This is a genomic window from Trinickia sp. EG282A (assembly GCF_040965455.1).
Taxonomy (GTDB): domain Bacteria; phylum Pseudomonadota; class Gammaproteobacteria; order Burkholderiales; family Burkholderiaceae; genus Trinickia; species Trinickia symbiotica.
In genome coordinates this window covers 203,500-224,284 of record NZ_JBFRCC010000001.1, presented here as the reverse complement: position 1 = coordinate 224,284, position 20,785 = coordinate 203,500, and the positions used below count along the sequence as shown (strand labels likewise).

Genomic DNA, 20,785 nt, shown 5'->3' with positions numbered 1-20,785 from the left:
TACGGCCGTTCCCAAATCAAAGGAGCCACTCGCGCGAGCACTGCGTGCGGCGCTCCAAGGTCTCCTCCGTAAATTCATCGTGGGATGCTGGTCCGCATTCAGCGGCCCGCTGGCTGGGCGAAATGATAGCGACGGCGAAAGCGCGGCTCGGCTGCTGGGCGCTATGCATAATAGAAACCCTTGAAGGCGCTTTGAGCGCGACACTCTGCTCGCAGCGATGTCGTAGCCGGCCGCGATCTCACGCCGATCCTGCGGGGTCCGGGCCCGACCGATCGGCCAGTCTTTTGAGTGCAACTTCACGGTTGGCCTCCGTCGTGGCCCAAGCGGCCGGCATGGTCTCGCGGGTGCGCACCTCGAGCGCGGCGTCGTAGCCTGCTAATGCGTCGCGCAGCGCCTGCAGGCCTTCGTCGCCTTTCAGGCGCTCGCTAAGGCTTTGCAGTGCCACCGCGCGGTTGTTCTGCGTCATGGCCCATTCGACCGGCATGGTCTTGCGGGCGTGGACTTCAAGCGCGGCGTCGTAGCCGGTTAACGCGTCGCGCAGCGCCTGTAGGCACTCAGCACTGCCCAGGCGTTCGCCAAGGCGTAGCAGTGTGCTGGCACGGGTGTCCTGCGTCACGGCCCAGTAGGCGGGCATGGCCTCGCGGGTGTAGATCTCGAGCGCGGCGTCGTAGGCGGCTAACGCATCGCGCAGCGCCTGCAGGCCTTCGTCGTCTCCCAGGCGCTCGCCAAGACGAACCAGTGCCATCGCGCGGTTGCTCTGCGTCCTAGCCCACTCGGCCGGGACGGTCTTGCGGGTGTAGATCTCGAGCGCGGCGTCGTAGGCGGCTAACGCGTCGCGCAGCGCCTTCAGGCCTTCGTCGTCTCCCAGGCGCTCGCCAAGGCGGACCAGTGCCATCGCGCGGTTGCTCTGCGTCCTAGCCCAGTCCGCCGGGACGGTCTTGCGGGTGTAGATCCCGAGCGCGGCGTCGTAGCCGTTTATCGCGTCGCGCAGCATCTGCAGGCCTTCGTCACCGCCGAGGCGCTCGCCAAGGCATTGCAGCGCAGCGGCGCGGTTGTTCTGCGTTGCGGCCCATTCGGCCGGCATGGTCTCGCGGGCGTTAACTTCAAGCGCGGCGTCGTACCCGGTTAGCGCGTCGCGCAGCGCCTGTAGGCCTTCCTCACCGGCCAAGCGCTCGCCGAGGCTGTGTAGTCCGCTCGCGCGGTTGTTCTGCGTCCTTGCCCAATCAGCCGGGGCGATCCCGCAGTTGCGCACCTCGAGCGCGGCATCATCGCTGGCTAACGCGTCGCGGAGCGCCTGCAGGCCCTCCTCGCCACCCAGCCGCTCGCCGAGGCTTCGCAGCGCGGCCGCGCGGTTGCTCTGCGTCCGGGCCCAGTCGGCGAGTTCTACTAATGGGTCCAACAACGTCAAGGCTGTATCGAAGCAACGAACTGCATCCCGAAGTTTCGACGTCCCTCCGAACAGCTGGCCCTGTTCGTAGAGGGCAGAACCTTCACGGAATAAGGATTCGGCCCGTAACACATGGAGTTCCGGCACCAGACAGTCTCCAGCCTCTTTCCATAGCGCTGCCGCGTCAAGGAACCGCAGTTGGGCTTCCGCCAGGCGGCCCTGCTGGGCCAGCAGCTGGTGTTCGATTTCTGCGTCCCGAATCTGCCTTCGTTTGATGGTGGCGCGGAATCGTGACTTCGCTGCTTCGAGCGCTTGCTCCGCTTGCGCCATATCGTCGGCCGAGCCTGATTTGAACGCCGCCGCCGCGATGCTCAACTCTACCTGCACGTCCGGAAAGTCCTTCACCCGTTCACGCAAATCTTCTACCTCACCGCGCAGTGTGCGATAGGCGGCGAGGGCTTTTTCCAGGGCGGGTCGGACTTGATCGGGCGGCAGTTCGGGCTGATCGAGCATGGCCCGCACCAAGACCGACACTTCTTCCAGAGTCGCGGCCTGCTGCGACCGTAGCGCTTCCAGTTCCTGCTTGGTAGCGCCGCTGAGACTGGCCAGCATCTCTTCAATCGACCCCATGCGCTGTCGAACGACGCTCACACTGTCCTCGATACGCGCAACACCCTCATGCACCTTCTTGATGCTGCCAGCGAGGTCTTCTGCAAAGCGGTCAAACTCGTCACGGAAATCAAGCCAGTCCTTCCACTGTCGGTAATTGGCCTCGTCAATGGCGTCCAGTTGCTTCGACATCTCGCCATAGGTCGAGCCGAGTTGGTCGACCAAATGGCATTGGACATCGAGTTCCCAAGCTTTCATCACCTCCGGATTGGCCGGATTCTTTAATTCTTCCCGAAACGCCAACCTCAATGCGTCCCACCATCCGCCCGGGTGTGCCTCAATGCGCCGGCGCAAAGATTCAGGTAACCCCCCTTTGGCGAGAAGGTTGAGGTCCTGTTTGGAGAGTGATCCCATGCGCGAGGGGCGGGTGAGCGCCCGGTCCAGCGCTGTCACGTACTCTGAGGTAACACGTTCGCGCATTTGCTCGGCGGTTGCGACGGACAAGCTCTCCGAACCTGCCCGGACGAGTCCCTGCACATCTTTTAGCGCCATACCATGCATGCGCTTCAATTCGTCGACCGACATCTCGTGCAGCGCCTTGCCTGTTCGCTGAAACGCACGGCGAATCCTCAGCAGGGTCGCGATGTCTTCGTCGTTGTGCGCCTTTACCCACGTCTTGAGCATTTCGGCGACGCGGCTGTCGCCCAGCCGTAAGTTCGCGCAATCGAGCATGGCGCCGTCGACCATTTCAACCAACGCTTCGCACTCGGCGCGACGCAGGGCGCGAAGCAGATTGTGATTCCCGTCGTGCCCACCTGCGCTTAACAGCTCAGCCAACTCCGGTACGCGGTCGACGACCGGCTTGGCGATCCACTTGCCGCCCTCCCAAAGCAAATTAGCGGTGAGATTGCCGATCACGCCGCCGAAGAATTGGCTTCCCAGGCATACGCCATCGGTCCATAGCGACGAAGTATTGGGAAACATGAGGGCTCCGACTGATGTTCAAGAACGCGGGTCAACTGACTGCGTGTCCCAGTGGCTGCTACGAAGCTTGGGGAGGCCCTGCTACCGTGACCGGCGTTTGGCCCCAAAAGGTCTACTTGAGAGCACGAGCGCCTCGCCCATATTAAGTCGCCGCGACTCCTATGTCATCGCAACGCATCTCTGTCTGGAGTGACTCTACGTATATCGAAGCGGTCCGACCGTTGCGGCGCGCAAGTGTGCTTGCGGCAATGGTGCGGCAATGGGTCCCCAGCTTGGAACAAGCGTCGCCAGCATCCGCCCCCGACAACGCTCTTCAAAAAACGGCCAGCGGGGTGGACGCCGTGACGGCCAAGGCACCTGCCAACACTGCAACTGTCGAGCCCTGGACAGCAGTTCGTCGCCTCGGCCACGGAACGGCGGCTCTTAACGTGGTACGGCCATCCAAGTGACTCATTTTAGGCTCCATCGAAGGTCGCTTTGTGGCCGGCTGCTGCCTGACGCCGATCGGCGGAACTCGACCCGTTGGCGTCACTTATACGTCACGCGCGACCGTCCGCTGCTAAACAGATACCTGACTTCACTGCTTGCCCCGAGTAGCGTAAGTCCGACAGGTAGATTCGCGCGTTGCAGCGCGGACGTTCAGTGCCAGGCGCGGCGGCGGTTCGAGTCTCAACGTGAACCGACGCCATCTTTTTCTGCGATCACGCGTCGACGATCACTTCGAAACCGCCATAGATTAGCCGCTGGCCGTCAAAAGGCATCGGATTTTTATCTGGTTGCAGCCGCGGGTCGGCCATTACCGCTTTCATTCCTTCGTCTCGCGACTGATGCGAAGGCCAGACAACCCAAGAGAACACCACCGTCTCATCATCCTTGCGCTTGATCGCCATTGGAAACGACGTCACCTTGCCCTCCGGCACGTCATCTCCCCAGCATTCGACCACCTTCAACGCGCCGTGCTCCTTGAAGACGGCCGCGGCTCTTTCGGCGAACTGTCTGTACACTTCGCGGTTGACTGTAGGCACGGGGACAACAAATCCATCGACGTAAGTCATTCGCAATCTCCTGTTTTCCCATAGGGACTATAGGTGCCGGTCGGCAGCGCATCGCAACGCGACCGCCCATACGCACGACGAGCGAGGAGTCAAGAAATCGACAATAGTCGATTCCCTTGCACCGATAGCCTGCTTTGACCCTCAGCGGCGCTTTGAGGCATGGCGTCGGCCTGCTCACTTAAGCGAGTGATCGGGTACAGCATCGGCAAGACGTGCCGACAACCTACGATCGAACGAACGGCGAAATTCCGCGCTTTGATTCGCATGCATCACCCAAACACGCGCCGCCAGAGCCCAAGCACGGCCGCACGCTCCGCGCCGATGCTTTCCGGCGGCACACGGGCGATTTCCATGCCGTCGAGCCGCAGGCGGTGTTGTAGCCGGCGATAGCTTCGATAGGCTCCCCCTACCGTCTCGGCCTCCTCGGCGCTCATCAACCCAAAGTGCGAGACCTCGCGCAAGAGCGCGATATTGCCGGTATTGAGGACGAGCTCCGGATGCCGCGCCGCATGGAGCAGCACCCAATACTGAACGACGAACTCGATATCGACCATCCCGCCGCGATCGTGCTTCAGATCGAACAGCTCCGTGCGATTCGGATGGCCCGCAGCGACGCGCTCGCGCATCGCCACGATTTCCCCCGCAAGCGACGCCGCCTCGCGCGGCGTCGTCAGCACCTGCTTGCGGATGGCCTCGAACTGCGCGCCAATCTCCGCGTCGCCCGCGCAAAACCGTGCGCGCGTCAGCGCCTGATGCTCCCAGACCCAGGCCGCATTGGCCGCGTCGCCCTCGCGCAACTGATAGCGACGGAACGCATCGAGATCGGTGATGAGCAGCCCCGACTCCCCGTTCGGCCGCAACCGCAAGTCGACATCGAACAGCGTACCGGCACCGGTCGAAGTCGTGAGCCAGGTGATGAGGCGACGCGCGAAAGTCGCATAGACCTCGGCCGCCGCTTCGTCGGGATCGTCGTAAAGAAAGATGAGGTCGAGATCGGACGCGTAGCCGAGCTCCTTGCCGCCAAGCTTCCCATACGCAATGATCGAAAAGCGCGGCACCGCGCGATGCCGCTTCGGCAGATGCCGCCATACGGCCTCCATCGTCACGTCGAGGACCGAATCGGCCAGCTCCGAGAGCCGGTCGCTCACCTGCTCGACCGTCAGCTTGCCGGCCAAATCGATTAGCAGAATGCGGAAGACTTCCGCCTGATGAGCATGGCGCAGCAAATCCATCTGCAGCTCTACGCCGTCGGCCGCGGCAAGCCGCGCGCGTAGCGACGCCCGGAACGCGCCCCAATCGAACGGGCTCGCAATCGCCTCGTCGTCGAGCAGTTCGTCGAGCAACTGCGGATGGCGCGTCAGATACCCGGCGGCCCAGCGCGAGGCCGCAAGCACCCCCATTACGCGTTCGAGCGCTGCCGGATACTCGTCGAGCAATGCGAGGTAGGCGCTGCGCCGGCTCACCGTTTCGAGGAGATCGAAAAGCCGCGTCAGCGTCGGCGCGCGGCTCACCGCCGGTTCGAGCTTCGCCGCGGCATCCAGCGCCCGGCGCGCGATCATATCGAAGCGCTCACGGCTGCGCTCGGGCAGGCCGAGATAGCGTGTCGAACGACGAACAGCGGTGAGCCGCGCGAGAAGCTCGCCCGCTCGCTCGCCGAAACCTTGCTCGGTCAGTCGGGCGGCCAGCGCTTCGCTAGCCGCATCGTCTTCCAGCGCACTTCCCCAGATCCCGGCCGCCGCGCCTTCGTCGGGCGCATCGCCGATGCCGCGCGCCTTATCCGCAAAAATTTGATCGAACTGCGTCTCGACGAACTCCCGATAGCCGTCGAGCTTCGCCACGAGCGCGGCGTAGTCGGCAAAGCCAAGCGAAGCGGCGAGCCGCGCGCGCTCTTCCTTGTCGACAGGCATCGCATGCGTCTGGCCATCGTGGCGGTATTGGAGGCGATGCTCGAGCGTGCGCAAAAACGTATAGGCTTCACCGAGCGTCGCGCAGACGGCGGGCGTCACCAGTCCGCGCGTCGCGGCATAGCGCAAAACTTGCAGCGTTGGCCGGATGCGGAAGCCCGCATCCTGGCCGCCCCGAATCAACTGAAAGACCTGCGCGCTGAACTCGATCTCGCGAATTCCGCCGCGGCCGAGCTTGATGTCGTCGGCCTTTTCGGGGCGCATCGAGGCTCGCCGCCGCGCCTCCTCGCCGATCTGCCGGTGCAGCGCGCGGATCGCGCTGATGACCCCGAAATCGAGATAGCGGCGATAGACGAATGGCTTCACGAGCGCGTCGAGCTGCCGCGCGAGGCGTTTCGCGGCTTCACTTTCGCCCTCGGAAACGAGCCGCCCTTTGATCCAGGCATAACGCTCCCACTCGCGCCCTTGTACATAGAAATATTCTTCGAGCATGCCGAGACTGCAGACGAGCGGCCCGGCGTCCCCGTTCGGCCGCAGCCGCATGTCGACGCGAAAGACGTAGCCGTCGGCCGTCGGTTCGGCGAGCGCGCCGATGAGCCGCCGCCCGAGCCGACTGAAGAATTCCTGCGTCGTAATCGGAGTGCGCGTGCCGCCGGCCGTCTCGCCGTCGTCCTCGTAGACGAAGATAAGGTCGATGTCGGACGAGACGTTGAGCTCGCGGCCGCCGAGCTTGCCCATGCCGACGACGCCGAGCACCAGTCGCTCGCCTTCCGGCCCGCGGGGCTCGCCGAAGAGCGTTTCGAGGTCGGCTGAAAGCACCTCGAGCGCCTTCCGGATCGACACCTCGGCCAAATCGGTCATGGCTCCCGTGACTTCGGCCACATCAGCCCGCCCGCGCAGATCGCGCTCCATGACAGTGCAAAACACGTCAGTCCGCAAGCGGCGCAACACGCGCCGCAACAGCGCCTCGTCGATAGGCGCCCCGCTGGCCTGAGCCTCGTTCACCAGCTCGCCCAAACGCGCCTCGATCCATTCTCGCGTGACAGGCGCCTCGGCCCATTCGGCCAAGCGATCGGCCAATTCGGGTCGCGCCGCGATCGCGCGCGCGGCGTAAGTGGAATAGCTGGAACTCGACAAGGAGGGTACGGTCATGAGCGGTGTAGGTCGCGGTTTGTCACGGCGGATGCAAAGCTCCGGGAAGCTCGACGGCGCGCCGGCGGCAGACCTTCCGTCCGCACACCCATGATCGCTGGCGCCCGCCCCTGTGATACATTCGACGTCCAAGACGCCAAACTACCACAGCCCGGCCGCTCCACTCCGTTCACGCCCCGTTCGCCGCAGCATGTCCGACAGCAAGGAATCCGCAGCAAGAACCGTTGCCGGACAGTCGCTTCACGATCATCGGCTTCTTCGCCGTGCGCTGAAAATCGCGCTCGCGTTCGCCATCACGGCTTACTTCGCGGCCGCGGCTGCTTTCCTCGGTCTGCGCTATCTGTTGTTGCCGCGCATCGACGACTTTCGTCCGCGCATCGAGCAAGCTGTCTCGGCAACCATCCATGCCGAGCTACGCATTGAGAAGCTCGCGCCCCACTGGTCCGGCCTCGAACCCGGCGTGGACGTGACGGGCCTCACGATACGCGATCGCGACGGCAATCTCGCGCTATCGGTGCCGCATGCGACGGCGACGATCTCGTGGCGCTCGCTCGCGCGCGGCAAGCCCGCGCTCGCGAGCCTCGTCGTGGACGGGCCCGATCTGCTCGCGGCGCGCGCGGCCGACGGCTCATTGACGGTCGCGGGCGTCCAGGTGCCGACCACCCACAAAGGCAACGACACGACCTTCACGAACTGGCTGCTCTCGCAGGAGGCGATCGTGCTGCGCGGCGGCAAGCTGCGCTGGCGCGACGGCGTCCGCAAGGCGCCCGAGCTCGCGCTGCACGACATTCGCGCGGCCATCGTCAACAAGGGCTTCGAGCACTACCTCGCTCTGCAGGCGCCGGCCGAAGGCACGGTTCTCAAAGGCCCGCTCGACTTCCGCGCGCGCTTTCGCCATCGGCCGCTCGGCGAGCGCGGCCGGCCGCAGAACTGGACCGGCGAAACCTATATTTCAACGGGCCCCGTCGACCTGCCGATGCTCGCCCGCTACGTCCAGACGCCGATCGCGCTCTACGCCGGGCGCATCGACAACGCGATTTGGGCGGATTTCTCCGGCGGCCATATCCTGGCGGCGACGGGCACGCTGCAAGGCTATGACATCGCGCTGCGCGTGCGCCCCACCCACCCGCAACTGCATGTGCCCGTCGCGCAGTTCGGCTGGGCCGCCGAAATCGAGCCGCAGCGCGACTACCGCCTGCGCCTCTCGAATCTTCACGCCGAGCTCGGCCAGCCGCCGCTCGCCGACGGCACGCCCGTCACCCGCACGCTGTCCTTTTCGACGCTCGTGGGCCGTTATCGCCCGGCGAGTGTCGAGCATGGGCAGCTGATGAGCGTCAGGGGCGATCGCGTCGATCTCGGCATACTCGCGGAGTTCAGCCGGGCGCTCCCCGTGCCCGAACGCTTCCTCGACGAGCTAGTTCGTTTCGATCCGCGCGGGCTGATAGCGAACTATACGATCGAGGCCGAGCGAGCACGCCCCGAGAATGCGCTCGCGGCGAGCGAGCAGCGCGTCACGGGCACGGCGCCGATCGAACGCTACCGCGTGAAGGGCGACCTCGAAGGCATCAGCATTGCGGCGCAGGAACCGCCCCCTGGGCTGTCGCCCGCCGGCCATCCACGCGTAGGCTTGCCGGGCTTCGAAAACATTTGGGGAACGATCGACGCCGACGAAACGCATGGCGACGTGTCGATCGATACGGTCAACGCGACGCTGACGGTGCCCGGGGAGTTCGACGACCCTCGCCTCGCATTCGACCGTCTGCACGGGCGCGGGCAGTGGACCGTGAAGCCGGCCCCCGGCGAGCCCCACAAGGCGTTTGCGGTGACCGTGCCTGAACTCAGCTTCGAGAACGCCGATACGGCCGGTACGGTCGTTGCGAACTATACGAACCCGGGGCACGGCCGCGGCTCGCTCGAGTTGACGGCGAACATCGCGCGCGCGAAGGTCCCTGCCATCCCGCGCTACCTACCGACGAGTGTCGGCGAACACACGCGCCACTATCTCGGCCACGGTCTGCAGGACGGCGTCGCGCGCAACGCAACGATCGAAATCCATGGCGGCCTCGACAAATTTCCGTATTCGAGAGATCCGCACGCGGGCATCTTTCGCATCGTCGCACCGTTCGCGGGCGGCAAATTCGATCCTTCGCCCTATCCGCCGAAAAAGCTACGCAACGGCGAACCCGACGTCTGGCCGGCGCTCGAGGGCATCGATGGCGTCTTTACGCTCAGAGAGAACCTGCTGCGCTTCGATATCGACAAAGGTCACTACAAGCGCATCGCGCTCGAGCGCGTCAACGGCCGAATCGCCGATCTCGGCAATCACGGGTCGAGCCTCGTCATCGACGGCAGAGCTCGGGGACCGCTCGCCGATCTGCTCGACTATTTGAATAAGAGCGCCGCCGGCAGCTTGACGGATCACGTCGGCGAAACGGTCAGCGCGAGCGGGCCGGCAACCCTCGACCTCCAATTGACGGTGCCGCGCACCCAGATGCCGCACGTGAGCGTGGTCGGCACCGTCGGGCTGCGCGGCAACACGCTGGCCCGTCCGCAATGGCCGCCGCTCGAAAAGCTCACGGGCGGCGTGCGATTCACCGAGCACACCCTCTCGCTCGAACGGATCGCCGGTCGCTGGCTCGGCGGCGAGTTCAAGGCCGGCGGGGGGCTCGCGGCCAACGGCAGCTATGGCTTCGACATTTCAGGACAAATCGCGGCAGACAGCGCGCGCGACTTCGACAGAAACGGACCGGCCGGCAAGCTACTGGACCGTTTGCACGGTGCCGCGCCCTATGCGCTCGACATCCGTGGCAGAAAAGGCGCCTTGCCTGAGGTCTCCGCGCATTCCGACCTTACCGGCCTCGCGCTCGATCTGCCCGCCCCGCTCGGCAAGCCGGTGGGCACGCCGATGCCATTCTCGTTCTCAGTGAAGCCCGAGCCGGCCCTCGCGGAAGATAACGGTTCGCCGCGCGCGCGCGCGGACCTTGCACTGGGTCCCGTGACGGCTTCGTATGTCGTGCGTCACGGCGCGGTGCATCCCGATGCACTGGGCGCGCTCTCGGTCGTGCGAGGAGCGATCGGCATCGGCGAGCCCGCGCGGCTGCCGACCGAAGGGGTGAGCGCGGCGGCCGATCTGCAGTCGTTCGACGCCGACGCCTGGCGTACGCTCGTGACCGAGCTGCGCCAGTCGCGGGATACGGCTGGACCTCGAGAGGCCCGCGCCAACCCGGCGGATGGAAACGATTCGAGGGGCCGCTCGGGCGGCGCGTCGAACAACGCATCGAGCAGCCAGTTTGCCCCGAGTCGCTTCAACCTGCGGTTCGGTACGCTCAAGCTGCTCGAGCGCGAATGGGCGAACGTCCACATCGACGCGGAAGAATCGGGGCGCGACTGGCAAGCGCGAATTGCATCGGATCAACTCACGGGCGATCTGAACTGGCGGCCCGGCGCAACGAGCAACGACGGCGGTCAACTGAAGGCCCATTTCGCCAAGGCGGAAATTCCGGTCGCCGTCGGCCATGCGCTCGTCGGTCAACTGTCGACGCCTTCGGCTCGACATATGCCGGCCATCGATCTGACGATCGACGACTTCGTCGTGCGAGGGCACAAGCTCGGGCAGCTCGCCCTCGCGGCGCACAATCTCGAGGAAGACGGCGTGCCGGTCTGGCAAGTCGACAAATTCGACATCACGAGCCCCGCCGCGCATCTCGCGGCGACCGCCAACTGGCGCACGGCGCCCCGTCTCGGCGTGAACGTCGCAGCCGATACGCCGCGCCGCACGGCCATCGATTTCAAGCTCGACATCGCCGACGCGGGCGCCCTGCTCGATCAATTGGGACTTCCGCGCACCGTGAAGGCCGGCAAGGGCTCGCTCACGGGCAGGATCGGCTGGCGCGGCGAGCCGACGGCGATCGATTACCCGACACTGTGGGGCCACATGAGCGTCGACCTCCAGCATGGGCAGATTCTCAAGGTCGATCCCGGCGTCGCGAAGCTGCTCGGCGTATTGAGCCTGCAAAGCCTTCAGCGCGTGATCACGCTGAACTTTCGCGACGTGATCGGCGAAGGGCTGCCGTTCCGCAGCGTGACGGGCACGGGCCGCATCACCGACGGCATCGCGCGAACCGACGACTTCCGCATCGTCACCGCGCCGGCGCGCGCGGACCTCTCGGGCTCTGTCAATCTCGCCGCGGAAACGCAAAATCTGCACGTCGCGGTCACCCCCACGCTCAATGCCGGCTCCGCCGTCATTGCGGCGACGGTCGTGAATCCGCTGCTGGGCCTGGGCGCGCTGGTGGCCAACCTGGCGCTCTCGCAATCGATCGCCCACGCGTTCGCTACGCAGTACGCAATAACGGGGTCATGGTCGCATCCGCTCGTCGAGCGGGTCACCGGCGATCGGGGTAAGATGGTCGCTCCGGCCGAAGCAACCGGCAACACCGGCAACTGACGGAACTGACGGGTTACGTTGATCTCCATGAGCGATCTTTCGACTACACCGACGCGATCCGCGCCGTTTCGCGTCGCCGCGCTGCAAATGGTCAGCACGCCCGAGCGCGAGCGCAATCTCGAGCATGCCGCGCGGCTCATCGCTGAGGCGGCGAGCGACGGCGCGCAGCTCGTGCTGCTGCCCGAGTACTTCTGCTTCATGGGCTTCAAGGAGGCAGACAAGCTCACGATGCGGGAAACGTACGGCGACGGCCCGGTTCAGCGCTTTCTCGCCGATGAGGCGCGCCGCCATGGTCTTTGGGTCATCGGCGGAACACTGCCGCTCGCCGTCAGCGAGCCGTCCGCAGACCGCGAGCGCGTGCTCAACACGTCGCTCGTCTTCAATCCGCAAGGCAGGGAAGTGGCGCGCTACGACAAGATCCACCTTTTCAACTTCGAAAAGGGCGACGAGTCGTTCGACGAAGCGCGCACGATCCGGCCCGGCGGCGAAGTTCGCACCTTCGACGCGCCGTTTGGCCGAGTGGGGCTCTCAGTCTGCTACGATTTGCGCTTTCCCGAGCTCTATCGGCGGATGGGCGATGTCGCCATGATCGTCGTGCCCTCGGCGTTCACGTACACGACGGGGCGCGCGCACTGGGAGATGCTGTTGCGCGCCCGCGCCGTCGAGAACCAGTGCTACGTGCTCGCCGCCGCGCAGGGCGGCACGCACGAGAACGGCCGGCGCACATGGGGGCACAGCATGCTCATCGACCCGTGGGGCGAGATCGTGGCCGAGCGCGCGGACGAGGGCCCGGGCGTCGTGGCCGGCGATATCGAGCGCCGACGTATCGAAGAGGTCAGGCGCAGCCTCCCCGCCTGGCGGCACCGCGTGCTCGCATAGCCGCTTTTTTAATCACCGCATTCCGTTCGTTTCGATCCATTCGCATGAACATCATCGAACCCGGCATTCGCAACCTCGCCACGGCGAAAGACGCGCTGCTCACCCCCTATGGCCTCGACGAGGCGCTGCTCACGCGCACGCTCGCGGATATCTTCACGCACCGCGTCGACTACGCGGACCTCTACTTCCAGGCGACGCGCAGCGAAGCCTGGAGCCTCGAAGAGGGAATCGTGAAATCGGGCAGCTTCAGTATCGATCAGGGCGTCGGCGTGCGCGCCGTCTCCGGCGATCGCACGGCCTTCGCCTATTCGGACGACCTCTCGCCCGAGGCGCTGCGTCAAGCGGCCGAGGCGACGCGCTCGATTGCCAAGGCGGGTGGCGGCAACCAGAAAATCAAGGTGGCGAGCGCGCTCAGGGGCGTCGCGGGCCGCGATCTCTATCTGGCCGCAGACCCGCTCGCCTCGCTGGACGCGACGGCGAAGGTGGAGCTCCTCGAGCGCGTCGAGCAGATGGCGCGCAGTGCCGATCCGCGCATTACGCAGGTGATGGCGGGCCTCGCGGGCGAATACGACGTCGTGCTCGTCGCGCGCAGCGATGGCGCGCTCGCGGCCGACGTGCGGCCGCTCGTGCGCGTGTCGGTGACGGTCATCGCCGAGCAGAACGGCCGGCGCGAGATCGGCACGGGCGGCGGCGGCGGCCGATTCGACTACGGCTATTTCACCGACGAAGTACTCAAGCGCTACGTCGACGACGCCGTGAAAGCCGCGCTCGTCAATCTCGACGCGCGGCCCGCTCCGGCGGGCACGATGACGGTCGTGCTCGGCCCCGGCTGGCCCGGCGTGCTGTTGCACGAGGCGATCGGTCACGGGCTCGAGGGGGACTTCAATCGCAAAGGCTCGTCGGCATTCGCGGGACGCATCGGCGAGCGCGTCGCGGCGAAGGGCGTCACGGTCGTCGACGACGGCACGCTGCCGAACCGGCGCGGCTCGCTCAATATCGACGACGAAGGCAACCCCACGCAATGCACGACGCTGATCGAAGACGGCGTGCTGAAGGGCTACATTCAGGATTCGCTGAACGCCCGGCTCATGAAGATGCCGGTCACCGGCAATGCGCGCCGCGAGTCGTACGCGGCGCTGCCCATGCCGCGCATGACGAACACCTACATGCTGAACGGCGACAAAGACCCCGCCGAGATCATCGCCTCCGTGAAGAACGGCCTTTATGCCGTGAACTTCGGCGGCGGGCAGGTCGACATCACCAACGGCAAATTCGTTTTCTCGGCCTCCGAGGCGTACATGATCGAGAACGGCCGGATCGCCTACCCCGTCAAGGGCGCGACATTGATCGGCAGCGGCCCCGAATCGCTCAAGTACGTGACGATGATCGGCAACGACATGGCGCTCGATACAGGCGTCGGTGTCTGCGGCAAGGAAGGCCAGAGCGTGCCCGTCGGCGTCGGTCAGCCGACCTTGCGCATCGAGAAGATGACGGTCGGCGGAACGGTTTGATCGATCGGGTCCGGCTGGCCGGCGTTCGAGGCCGGCCACCCGTGCGATCGCCTGTACGCGTCGTTGCCCGCAAAAGCCCTGCGGTGGCCGCAGATCATGCCCGTTTTGCGGGTTTTTCCGGCACGCGACTTGCCAGCCGCGCCCAACCGGGGTATAAAGCGTAAGCACCTTTTTGAGACGTCCCACCCGAGCCATGTTCACGAAGTTTTATTTTTACTTCTTTTGGCATCTCAGTCCGCTGGCGGATCGAGAGGGGTGTTAGCGCTCAAAGCGAACCCGAATTCCCGAGAGAAACCGCCGGCAAAGCCCGGCGGTTTTTTTTCGTGCCGCCGCCGCGGGCGAACTCGGCACCCTACCGACAGGAGAAACGCAGCATGCCCCCGCACAACACCGACGACGTCCGGATCCGCGAGCTCAAGGAGCTGACTCCGCCGGCGCATTTGATCCGCGAATTTCCGTGCACGGAGCCGATCTCCGATCTCATCTTCAGCACACGCCAGTCGCTGCATCGGATCCTGCACGGGATGGACGACCGGCTCATCGTCATCATCGGACCGTGCTCGATTCACGATCCCAAGGCGGCGCTCGAATACGCCGGCCGGCTCGCGGAGCAACGCAAGCGCCTCGCCGGCGAGCTCGAAATCGTCATGCGCGTCTACTTCGAAAAGCCGAGGACGACGGTCGGGTGGAAGGGTCTCATCAACGATCCCCATCTCGACAACAGCTTCAAGATCAACGAGGGGCTGCGGACGGCGCGCGAGCTGCTCGTCGGCATCAATGAGCTAGGCTTGCCGGCCGGCACCGAGTTCCTCGACATGATCAGCCCGCAGTACATCGCCGATCTCGTCGCGTGGGGCGCCATCGGCGCGCGCACGACCGAGTCGCAGGTCCACCGCGAGCTCGCATCGGGGCTTTCGTGCCCGGTCGGGTTCAAAAACGGCACGGACGGCAACGTCAAGATCGCCGTCGATGCGATCAAGGCCGCCTCGCAACCTCATCACTTTCTCTCGGTGACGAAAGGCGGGCACTCGGCGATCGTATCGACGGCCGGCAACGAGGATTGCCACGTGATCCTGCGCGGCGGCGTGAAGCCGAACTACGACGCCGAAAGCGTCGACGCCGCCTGTTCCGCGATCGGCAAGGCCGGTCTGGCGGCGCGGCTCATGATCGACGCGAGCCACGCGAACAGCTCGAAGAAGCACGAAAACCAGATTCCCGTTTGCGCCGAAATCGGCCGGCAAGTGGCGGGCGGCGACGAGCGCATCATCGGCGTGATGGTCGAGTCGCACCTTGTCGAGGGACGGCAGGATCTGCTGGAAGGTTGCACGCTCAACTACGGCCAGAGCATCACCGACGCCTGCATCGGCTGGGACGAGAGCGTCGGCGTGCTCGAGCGGCTCGCCGAGAACGTGAAAGCACGCCTTGTCGTGCGCGGCAGCGGGAACTGACTCGTCCCGCCGTTCGCATTCGCCAGGTCAGACCGCGCCCGAACCGAACACTTCCGTGTGGATGCGCGCCGCATCCACACCTAGCGCGATCAACGCGTCGCGCTGGAACTGCATGAACGGAATGGGCCCGCACAGGTAGTAATCGGCATCGGGGAGCAGCGCCTGCTCCGCAATCGGCGCGAAGTCGATTCGACCGGTGAAGTCATAGTCGATGCCGGCGCGGTCGGCATCCGTCACATCCTCATAGAAGACGGCGCGCGCCACGTTCGAATGCTTCGCCACCGTATCGGCGAGCCATGTCTTGAACGCATGCACGCGGCCGTTGCGGCAAGCGTGGACGAACGCCACGCGGCGAGTACTTGCCTCGGCCACGAGCGACGACAGCATCGACATCATCGGCGTAATGCCGACGCCGCCCGAAACGAGCACGACGGGCGTCGTCTTCGTGCGATCGAGGCAGAAGTCGCCCATCGGCGCCGTCACTTCGACGATCGAGCCTTCTTCCACGCCCTCGTGCAGCAGCGTCGAGAGCCGCCCGGGCGGCACGTCCTCTTTGCCCTGCGGCGCGCCGTGGCGCTTCACCGAAATGCGCAGCCACTTGCCGTGCGGCGCATCCGACAGGCTGTACTGACGCGGCTGATCGACGCCGAGTTCGCCGACATAGCGCTTGACCGTGACGAACTGCCCCGGCTCGAAACTGCATGCCTCGGCGCCGTCGGCCGGCGTCAGGTAGAACGAGGTGATTTCATCGCTCTCCACCACTTTCCGCGAGACGATGAACGGCCGATACCCGCTCCACGCCGCGCCCTGATAGAGCTTCGACTCGACGCCGATCATGATCTGGGCGAGTTGCGCATAGGCGGCGCGCCAAGCCTCGAGCGTCGCCTCATCGACAGCCTCGCCAAGCACTTCGACCACGGACGCGAGAAGGTTCTCGCCGACGATCGGATAGTGCTCCGGGCGGATATTCAAGCTCGCGTGCTTGTTCGCGATGCGGCCGACCGCCGTGCCGAGCGCGGCGAGATTGTCGATGTTCGCCGCGTAGGCGTAGACCGCATGCGCCAGCGTCTCGGCCTGGCTGCCGCTCGCCTGGTGCGTCTGGTTGAACAGGTTGCGCAGCTCCGGACGGTTGGCGAACATGCGCCGGTAGAAGTGCTTCGTGATCGTGGCGCCGTGCTCGGCGAAAACGGGCGCGGTCGCCTTGACGCGCGCGATCTGGTCTGCGGTGAGAGGGGAACTCATTCGGCTGCTCCTCGTTAAAGATGTGCACAATTTACATCTTTATTGGCAAATCGTAATACGACAATTTGTCGCAGCGCATCATTCATTCGAGGGCGGAGACAGCCTGGCGGGCGACTAGCCGGCGTTGCGCCCGCGCTGCCAAAGCACGTCGGCGCCGCCGCCCGCGCGATTCAAGACGCGAGCGAGGACGAACAGAAGATCCGACAGGCGATTGACGTACCGACGCGGCGCCGCTTCGAGCGGCTGCGTCTTGCCGAGCGCGACGATCGATCGCTCGGCACGGCGGCACACGGTGCGGCAGACATGGGCGAGCGCGGCCGCGCGCGCGCCGCCCGGCAGAATGAATTCCTTGAGCGGCGGCAGATCGGCGTTGTAATGGGCGAGCCAGTCGTCGATGCGCGCGAGGTGAGCGTCTCCGATCATCGTGTGACCGGGAATACAAAGCTCGCCGCCGAGATCGAAGAGATCGTGCTGGACGACGGTCAGCGCCTCGCGAACATCGTCGGGCAACGTTTCGCAAAGCAGGAGGCCGATCTGCGAATTGAGCTCGTCGACATCGCCGATGGCCGCGATCCGCGCATCGTCTTTTGGCACGCGGCTGCCGTCGCCGAGGCCCGTCGTGCCGTCGTCGCCGGTGCGCGTTGCGATCTTGCTCAAGCGGTGGCCCATGATCTGCTCCTCGTTGTTAAATCGATCAAGCCGTGCCTTTGTGGAAACCAACCACGGGTCATGCGCGAGCGCGCCGCGGCAGCGGAAAACAGTTTGATTATAAGAGCGACGCGAAAGCCAATCGGCGGCCCGTTGCATGTCGAGCCGCAGCCAAGCACCGACGCACGCGCCGCTTCGCGTGTTCTCCGCCCCGATCGGCGTAGAATGAAATGGTCATTCCATTAGCCTGACGATCACGCTCGATCGGTATGCAACCACAACAAGCGCGCCTATGCCGGCGTCCCTATCCGCATGGCCGCGCCAGGAGACATTCGTGAACCATCCCGTGCCGCCAGCCGCCGTCAACCCGCGCCGTCCGTTTCCGGCCGATCTCGCCACCGCGCTCAAAACCGCCTTCGGCGAACGCGTGTCGATGTCGGAAGCCGTGCGCGCCCATCATGGCCGCGACGAGTCGCCGTTCGACCCGGTACCCCCCGACGCCGTCGTCTTCGCCCAGAGCACCGACGATGTGCGCACGGCCGTCGAGCTCTGCGGGCGCTACGGGGTGCCCATCATCCCCTATGGCAACGGCTCGTCGCTCGAAGGCCATTTGCTCGCGGTGGAAGGCGGCGTCTCGATCGACCTCTCGGGAATGAACCGGGTGCTCTCGATCAACGCCGAAGATTTGACGGCCACCGTCGAGGCCGGCGTTTCGCGCAAGGCGCTCAATGAGGCGCTGCGCGACACCGGCCTTTTCTTCCCGATCGATCCCGGTGCCGACGCGAGCATCGGCGGCATGTCGGCGACGCGAGCCTCGGGCACCAACGCCGTCCGCTACGGCACGATGCGCGAGAACGTGCTCGGCCTCACCGTCGTCCTGGCCGACGGGCGTATCGTCAAGACCGGAACGCGCGCGCGCAAATCGTCGGCCGGCTACGATCTGACGCGGCTTTTCGTCGGATCGGAAGGCACGCTCGGCGTCATCACGGAAATCACCGTGCGGCTCTATCCGCTACCCGAGGCGGTCTCGGCCGCCGTCTGCGCATTCCCGACGATGGGCGATGCGGTACGCACCGTGATCGAGACGATTCAGCTCGGGGTGCCCGTCGCGCGCGTCGAGTTCGTCGATGCGCTCGCGATTCGCGCCATCAATCGACATTCGAACATGACGCTGACCGAATCGCCGACGCTCTTCTTCGAGTTCCACGGCACGGACGCGAGCGTCGCGGAGCAGGCCGAGCGCGTCCAGGAAATCGCGGCCGAACATGCCGGCAGCGGGTTCGCCTGGGCGACGCGCCCCGAGGAGCGCAGCCGGCTTTGGAACGCGCGGCACAACGCTTACTTCGCGATGCTGCAGCTCAAGCCCGGCAGCCGCGCGCTCTCGACGGACGTCTGCGTGCCGATTTCGCGGCTCGCCGAGTGTGTCGTCGAAACCGAGGAAGATCTGCGCGGCTCGCCGCTACCCTGCCCGATCGTCGGCCATGTCGGCGACGGCAATTTCCATATCTGCATGCTGATCGACCCGGCCAAGCCCGCGGAGCTCGCCGAAGCCGAGCGCCTGAACCGGCGCGTTGTGGAGCGGGCACTGCGCATGGACGGCACCTGCACCGGTGAGCATGGCGTGGGGTTGCACAAAATGGGCTTCCTGGTCGACGAGCATGGCGCCGACGCCATAGGCGTGATGCGCGCGGTCAAGCATGCACTCGATCCGCGCAACCTGATGAACCCGGGCAAAATCTTTTCCTACGACGCATAAACAGCGCAGCGCGCACAAACGGTACGCGAGGAGACAACAATGGACGGCCCCCATGCTCACTCACGCCCGTTGCCCTCCGATACTCGGAAGGCGCCGCACTCGGGCTATCGTTCGGGCGGTCCCGCGCCGAACGGGGCTCCCTCTCAAGTCGATTCGGATCCGCGGCCCGAAGCCGCGGGCGCACCGCGAGCGGCAGCGAATGGAGGCGCATCGATCAAGCGCCCCGCCGGGGACGACGACGAGGCCGTACGAGCCAAAATGCGCGTCGACCGTCAGCGCGAAGTCGTTCAGGCGCTGATGGCGACGTTGCCCGCTCACTGCCTGCTTTATCGCGACGAAGATACAGCGCCCTACGAATGCGATGGCCTTTCGGTCTATCGCGAACTGCCGCTTGCCGTCGCGCTGCCCGAGACCGAATCGCAAGTGCAGCGCATCGTGCAGATTTGCCGACGCCTCGGCGTGCCTGTCGTCCCCCGCGGCGCGGGCACCGGACTGTCGGGCGGCGCCACGCCGATCGCGCAGGGCATCGTCATCTCGCTGTCTCGATTCACGAAGATTCTCGACATCGATCCCTACGGGCGCACCGCGACGGTCCAGCCGGGCGTGCGCAACCTGGCCGTCTCTGAGGCCGCCGCACCGTACGGGCTTTATTACGCACCGGACCCGTCCTCGCAAATCGCCTGCACCATCGGCGGGAATGTCTCCGAGAATTCAGGCGGCGTGCACTGCCTGAAATATGGGCTCACCGTGCACAACGTGTTGCGCGTGCGCGCGGTGACGATGGATGGCGAGATCGTCGAGTTCGGCTCGCTCGCGCCTGACGCGCCGGGCCTCGATCTGCTCGCGGTGATGATCGGCAGCGAGGGCATGTTCGCGATTGTCACGGAAGTGACATTGAAGCTGATCCCGAAGCCGACGACAGCTCAGGTCGTCATGGCGAGCTTCGACGATGTCGTCAAAGGCGGCGACGCCGTTGCCGCCATCATCGCTTCGGGCATCATCCCGGCCGGGCTCGAGATGATGGACAAGCCCGCGACGCGCGCCGTCGAATCGTTCGTCGGTGCCGGCTACGATCTCGACGCGGCCGCGATCCTCCTTTGCGAATCGGACGGCACGCCCGAGGAAGTAGCGGAAGAGATCGTGCGCATCACGGCGGTGCTGCGCGAGCACGGCGCGACACGGCTGCAGATCTCGCGCACGGACGCCGAGCGGCTCAAGTTCTGGTCCGGGCGCAAGAACGCTTTCCCCGCCGCGGGCCGGCTCGCGCCCGACTATTACTGCATGGACGGCACCGTGCCACGCCGCAGCATCGGACCGCTGCTCGCCCGCATCGAGGAAATGGAGGCGACCTACGGACTCGCCTGCATCAACGTCTTCCATGCGGGCGACGGGAACATGCACCCGCTCGTTCTCTTCGACGGCAACGATCCGGACCAGCTCCATCGCGCCGAAGCGTTTGGCGCGGCGATCCTCGAGTGCTGCGTCGAGCTGGGTGGGACGGTGACGGGCGAGCACGGCGTCGGTATCGAGAAGCTCAATTCGATGTGCGTCCAGTTCTCGCCGGCCGAGCGGGAGGCATTTTTCGCGGTCAAGCGGGCGTTCGATCCGGCCGAGCTGCTGAATCCGACCAAGGGCATCCCGACGCGAGCGCGCTGCGCCGAGTACGGCAAGATGCACGTGCGCGGGGGCCTGCTGCCGCACCCGGAGCTGCCGCGCTTTTAACAACGAGGACTAACCCGGAGCGGGTGAACCGCGAGTTGCTC

Annotated in this window: 11 protein-coding genes; 6 read left to right on the top strand and 5 right to left on the bottom strand. The window is 65.4% G+C overall.

Annotated features, from left to right (window positions below):
- Positions 1-238: 238 nt before the first annotated feature.
- The 3 genes from AB4Y31_RS01045 to glnE all read right to left on the bottom strand — a co-directional run bounded on the left by AB4Y31_RS01045 (position 239) and on the right by glnE (position 7,091).
- Positions 239-2,980 (bottom strand): hypothetical protein, encoded by a 2,742-nt coding sequence (locus tag AB4Y31_RS01045; protein ID WP_368672325.1) that lies wholly within the window; start codon positions 2,978-2,980, stop codon positions 239-241.
- Positions 2,981-3,681: 701 nt separating this feature from the next.
- On the bottom strand, positions 3,682-4,035 hold the full coding sequence (locus tag AB4Y31_RS01040; RefSeq protein ID WP_368672324.1) for a DUF1428 domain-containing protein: 354 nt from the start codon (positions 4,033-4,035) through the stop codon (positions 3,682-3,684).
- A gap of 269 nt (positions 4,036-4,304) precedes the next feature.
- Entirely contained in the window at positions 4,305-7,091 is a 2,787-nt protein-coding gene (gene glnE / locus AB4Y31_RS01035; RefSeq protein ID WP_368672323.1) for a bifunctional [glutamate--ammonia ligase]-adenylyl-L-tyrosine phosphorylase/[glutamate--ammonia-ligase] adenylyltransferase, read from the bottom strand.
- A gap of 190 nt (positions 7,092-7,281) precedes the next feature.
- Here glnE and AB4Y31_RS01030 point away from each other — a divergent pair, with 190 nt between their 5' ends.
- The 4 genes from AB4Y31_RS01030 to aroG all read left to right on the top strand — a co-directional run bounded on the left by AB4Y31_RS01030 (position 7,282) and on the right by aroG (position 15,376).
- Positions 7,282-11,538: a YhdP family protein gene (locus tag AB4Y31_RS01030; RefSeq protein WP_368672322.1), complete on the top strand. Its 4,257-nt coding sequence runs from the start codon at positions 7,282-7,284 to the stop codon at positions 11,536-11,538.
- 27 nt (positions 11,539-11,565) lie between these two features.
- A complete protein-coding gene (locus AB4Y31_RS01025; RefSeq protein ID WP_368672321.1) occupies positions 11,566-12,417 on the top strand; it encodes a carbon-nitrogen hydrolase family protein in 852 nt (283 codons plus the stop codon).
- Positions 12,418-12,461: 44 nt separating this feature from the next.
- A complete protein-coding gene (tldD, locus tag AB4Y31_RS01020) occupies positions 12,462-13,928 on the top strand; it encodes a metalloprotease TldD (RefSeq protein ID WP_368672320.1) in 1,467 nt (488 codons plus the stop codon).
- Between the two features lie 374 nt (positions 13,929-14,302).
- On the top strand, positions 14,303-15,376 hold the full coding sequence (aroG, locus tag AB4Y31_RS01015) for a 3-deoxy-7-phosphoheptulonate synthase AroG (protein WP_368672319.1): 1,074 nt from the start codon (positions 14,303-14,305) through the stop codon (positions 15,374-15,376).
- A 27-nt stretch (positions 15,377-15,403) separates the two neighbouring features.
- Here aroG and hmpA read toward each other — a convergent pair whose 3' ends face one another.
- Together hmpA and AB4Y31_RS01005 are read right to left on the bottom strand one after the other, a co-directional pair.
- Entirely contained in the window at positions 15,404-16,618 is a 1,215-nt protein-coding gene (hmpA, locus tag AB4Y31_RS01010) for an NO-inducible flavohemoprotein (protein ID WP_368672318.1), read from the bottom strand.
- Between the two features lie 114 nt (positions 16,619-16,732).
- Positions 16,733-17,287 carry a cob(I)yrinic acid a,c-diamide adenosyltransferase gene (locus tag AB4Y31_RS01005; protein ID WP_368672317.1) on the bottom strand — a complete coding sequence of 185 codons (555 nt, stop codon included), beginning with the start codon at positions 17,285-17,287 and terminating at the stop codon, positions 16,733-16,735.
- A 313-nt stretch (positions 17,288-17,600) separates the two neighbouring features.
- On the opposite strand from AB4Y31_RS01005, the gene AB4Y31_RS01000 reads away from it, so the two are divergent.
- Both AB4Y31_RS01000 and AB4Y31_RS00995 read left to right on the top strand, forming a co-directional pair.
- The gene (locus tag AB4Y31_RS01000) at positions 17,601-19,022 is read left to right on the top strand and encodes an FAD-linked oxidase C-terminal domain-containing protein (RefSeq protein WP_368672316.1); all 1,422 of its coding nucleotides are present in this window, start codon (positions 17,601-17,603) and stop codon (positions 19,020-19,022) included.
- 258 nt (positions 19,023-19,280) lie between these two features.
- A complete protein-coding gene (locus AB4Y31_RS00995) occupies positions 19,281-20,744 on the top strand; it encodes an FAD-linked oxidase C-terminal domain-containing protein (RefSeq protein WP_368673413.1) in 1,464 nt (487 codons plus the stop codon).
- Positions 20,745-20,785: the final 41 nt, after the last annotated feature.

What these genes read in the sequence shown, in the direction of transcription:
- AB4Y31_RS01045 (WP_368672325.1), bottom strand. Translation starts at nt 2,980, where the DNA reads ATGTTTCCCAATACTTCGTCGCTATGGACCGATGGCGTATGCCTGGGA.
- AB4Y31_RS01040 (WP_368672324.1), bottom strand. Translation starts at nt 4,035, where the DNA reads ATGACTTACGTCGATGGATTTGTTGTCCCCGTGCCTACAGTCAACCGC.
- glnE (WP_368672323.1), bottom strand. Translation starts at nt 7,091, where the DNA reads ATGACCGTACCCTCCTTGTCGAGTTCCAGCTATTCCACTTACGCCGCG.
- AB4Y31_RS01030 (WP_368672322.1), top strand. Translation starts at nt 7,282, where the DNA reads ATGTCCGACAGCAAGGAATCCGCAGCAAGAACCGTTGCCGGACAGTCG.
- AB4Y31_RS01025 (WP_368672321.1), top strand. Translation starts at nt 11,566, where the DNA reads ATGAGCGATCTTTCGACTACACCGACGCGATCCGCGCCGTTTCGCGTC.
- tldD (WP_368672320.1), top strand. Translation starts at nt 12,462, where the DNA reads ATGAACATCATCGAACCCGGCATTCGCAACCTCGCCACGGCGAAAGAC.
- aroG (WP_368672319.1), top strand. Translation starts at nt 14,303, where the DNA reads ATGCCCCCGCACAACACCGACGACGTCCGGATCCGCGAGCTCAAGGAG.
- hmpA (WP_368672318.1), bottom strand. Translation starts at nt 16,618, where the DNA reads ATGAGTTCCCCTCTCACCGCAGACCAGATCGCGCGCGTCAAGGCGACC.
- AB4Y31_RS01005 (WP_368672317.1), bottom strand. Translation starts at nt 17,287, where the DNA reads ATGGGCCACCGCTTGAGCAAGATCGCAACGCGCACCGGCGACGACGGC.
- AB4Y31_RS00995 (WP_368673413.1), top strand. Translation starts at nt 19,281, where the DNA reads ATGCGCGTCGACCGTCAGCGCGAAGTCGTTCAGGCGCTGATGGCGACG.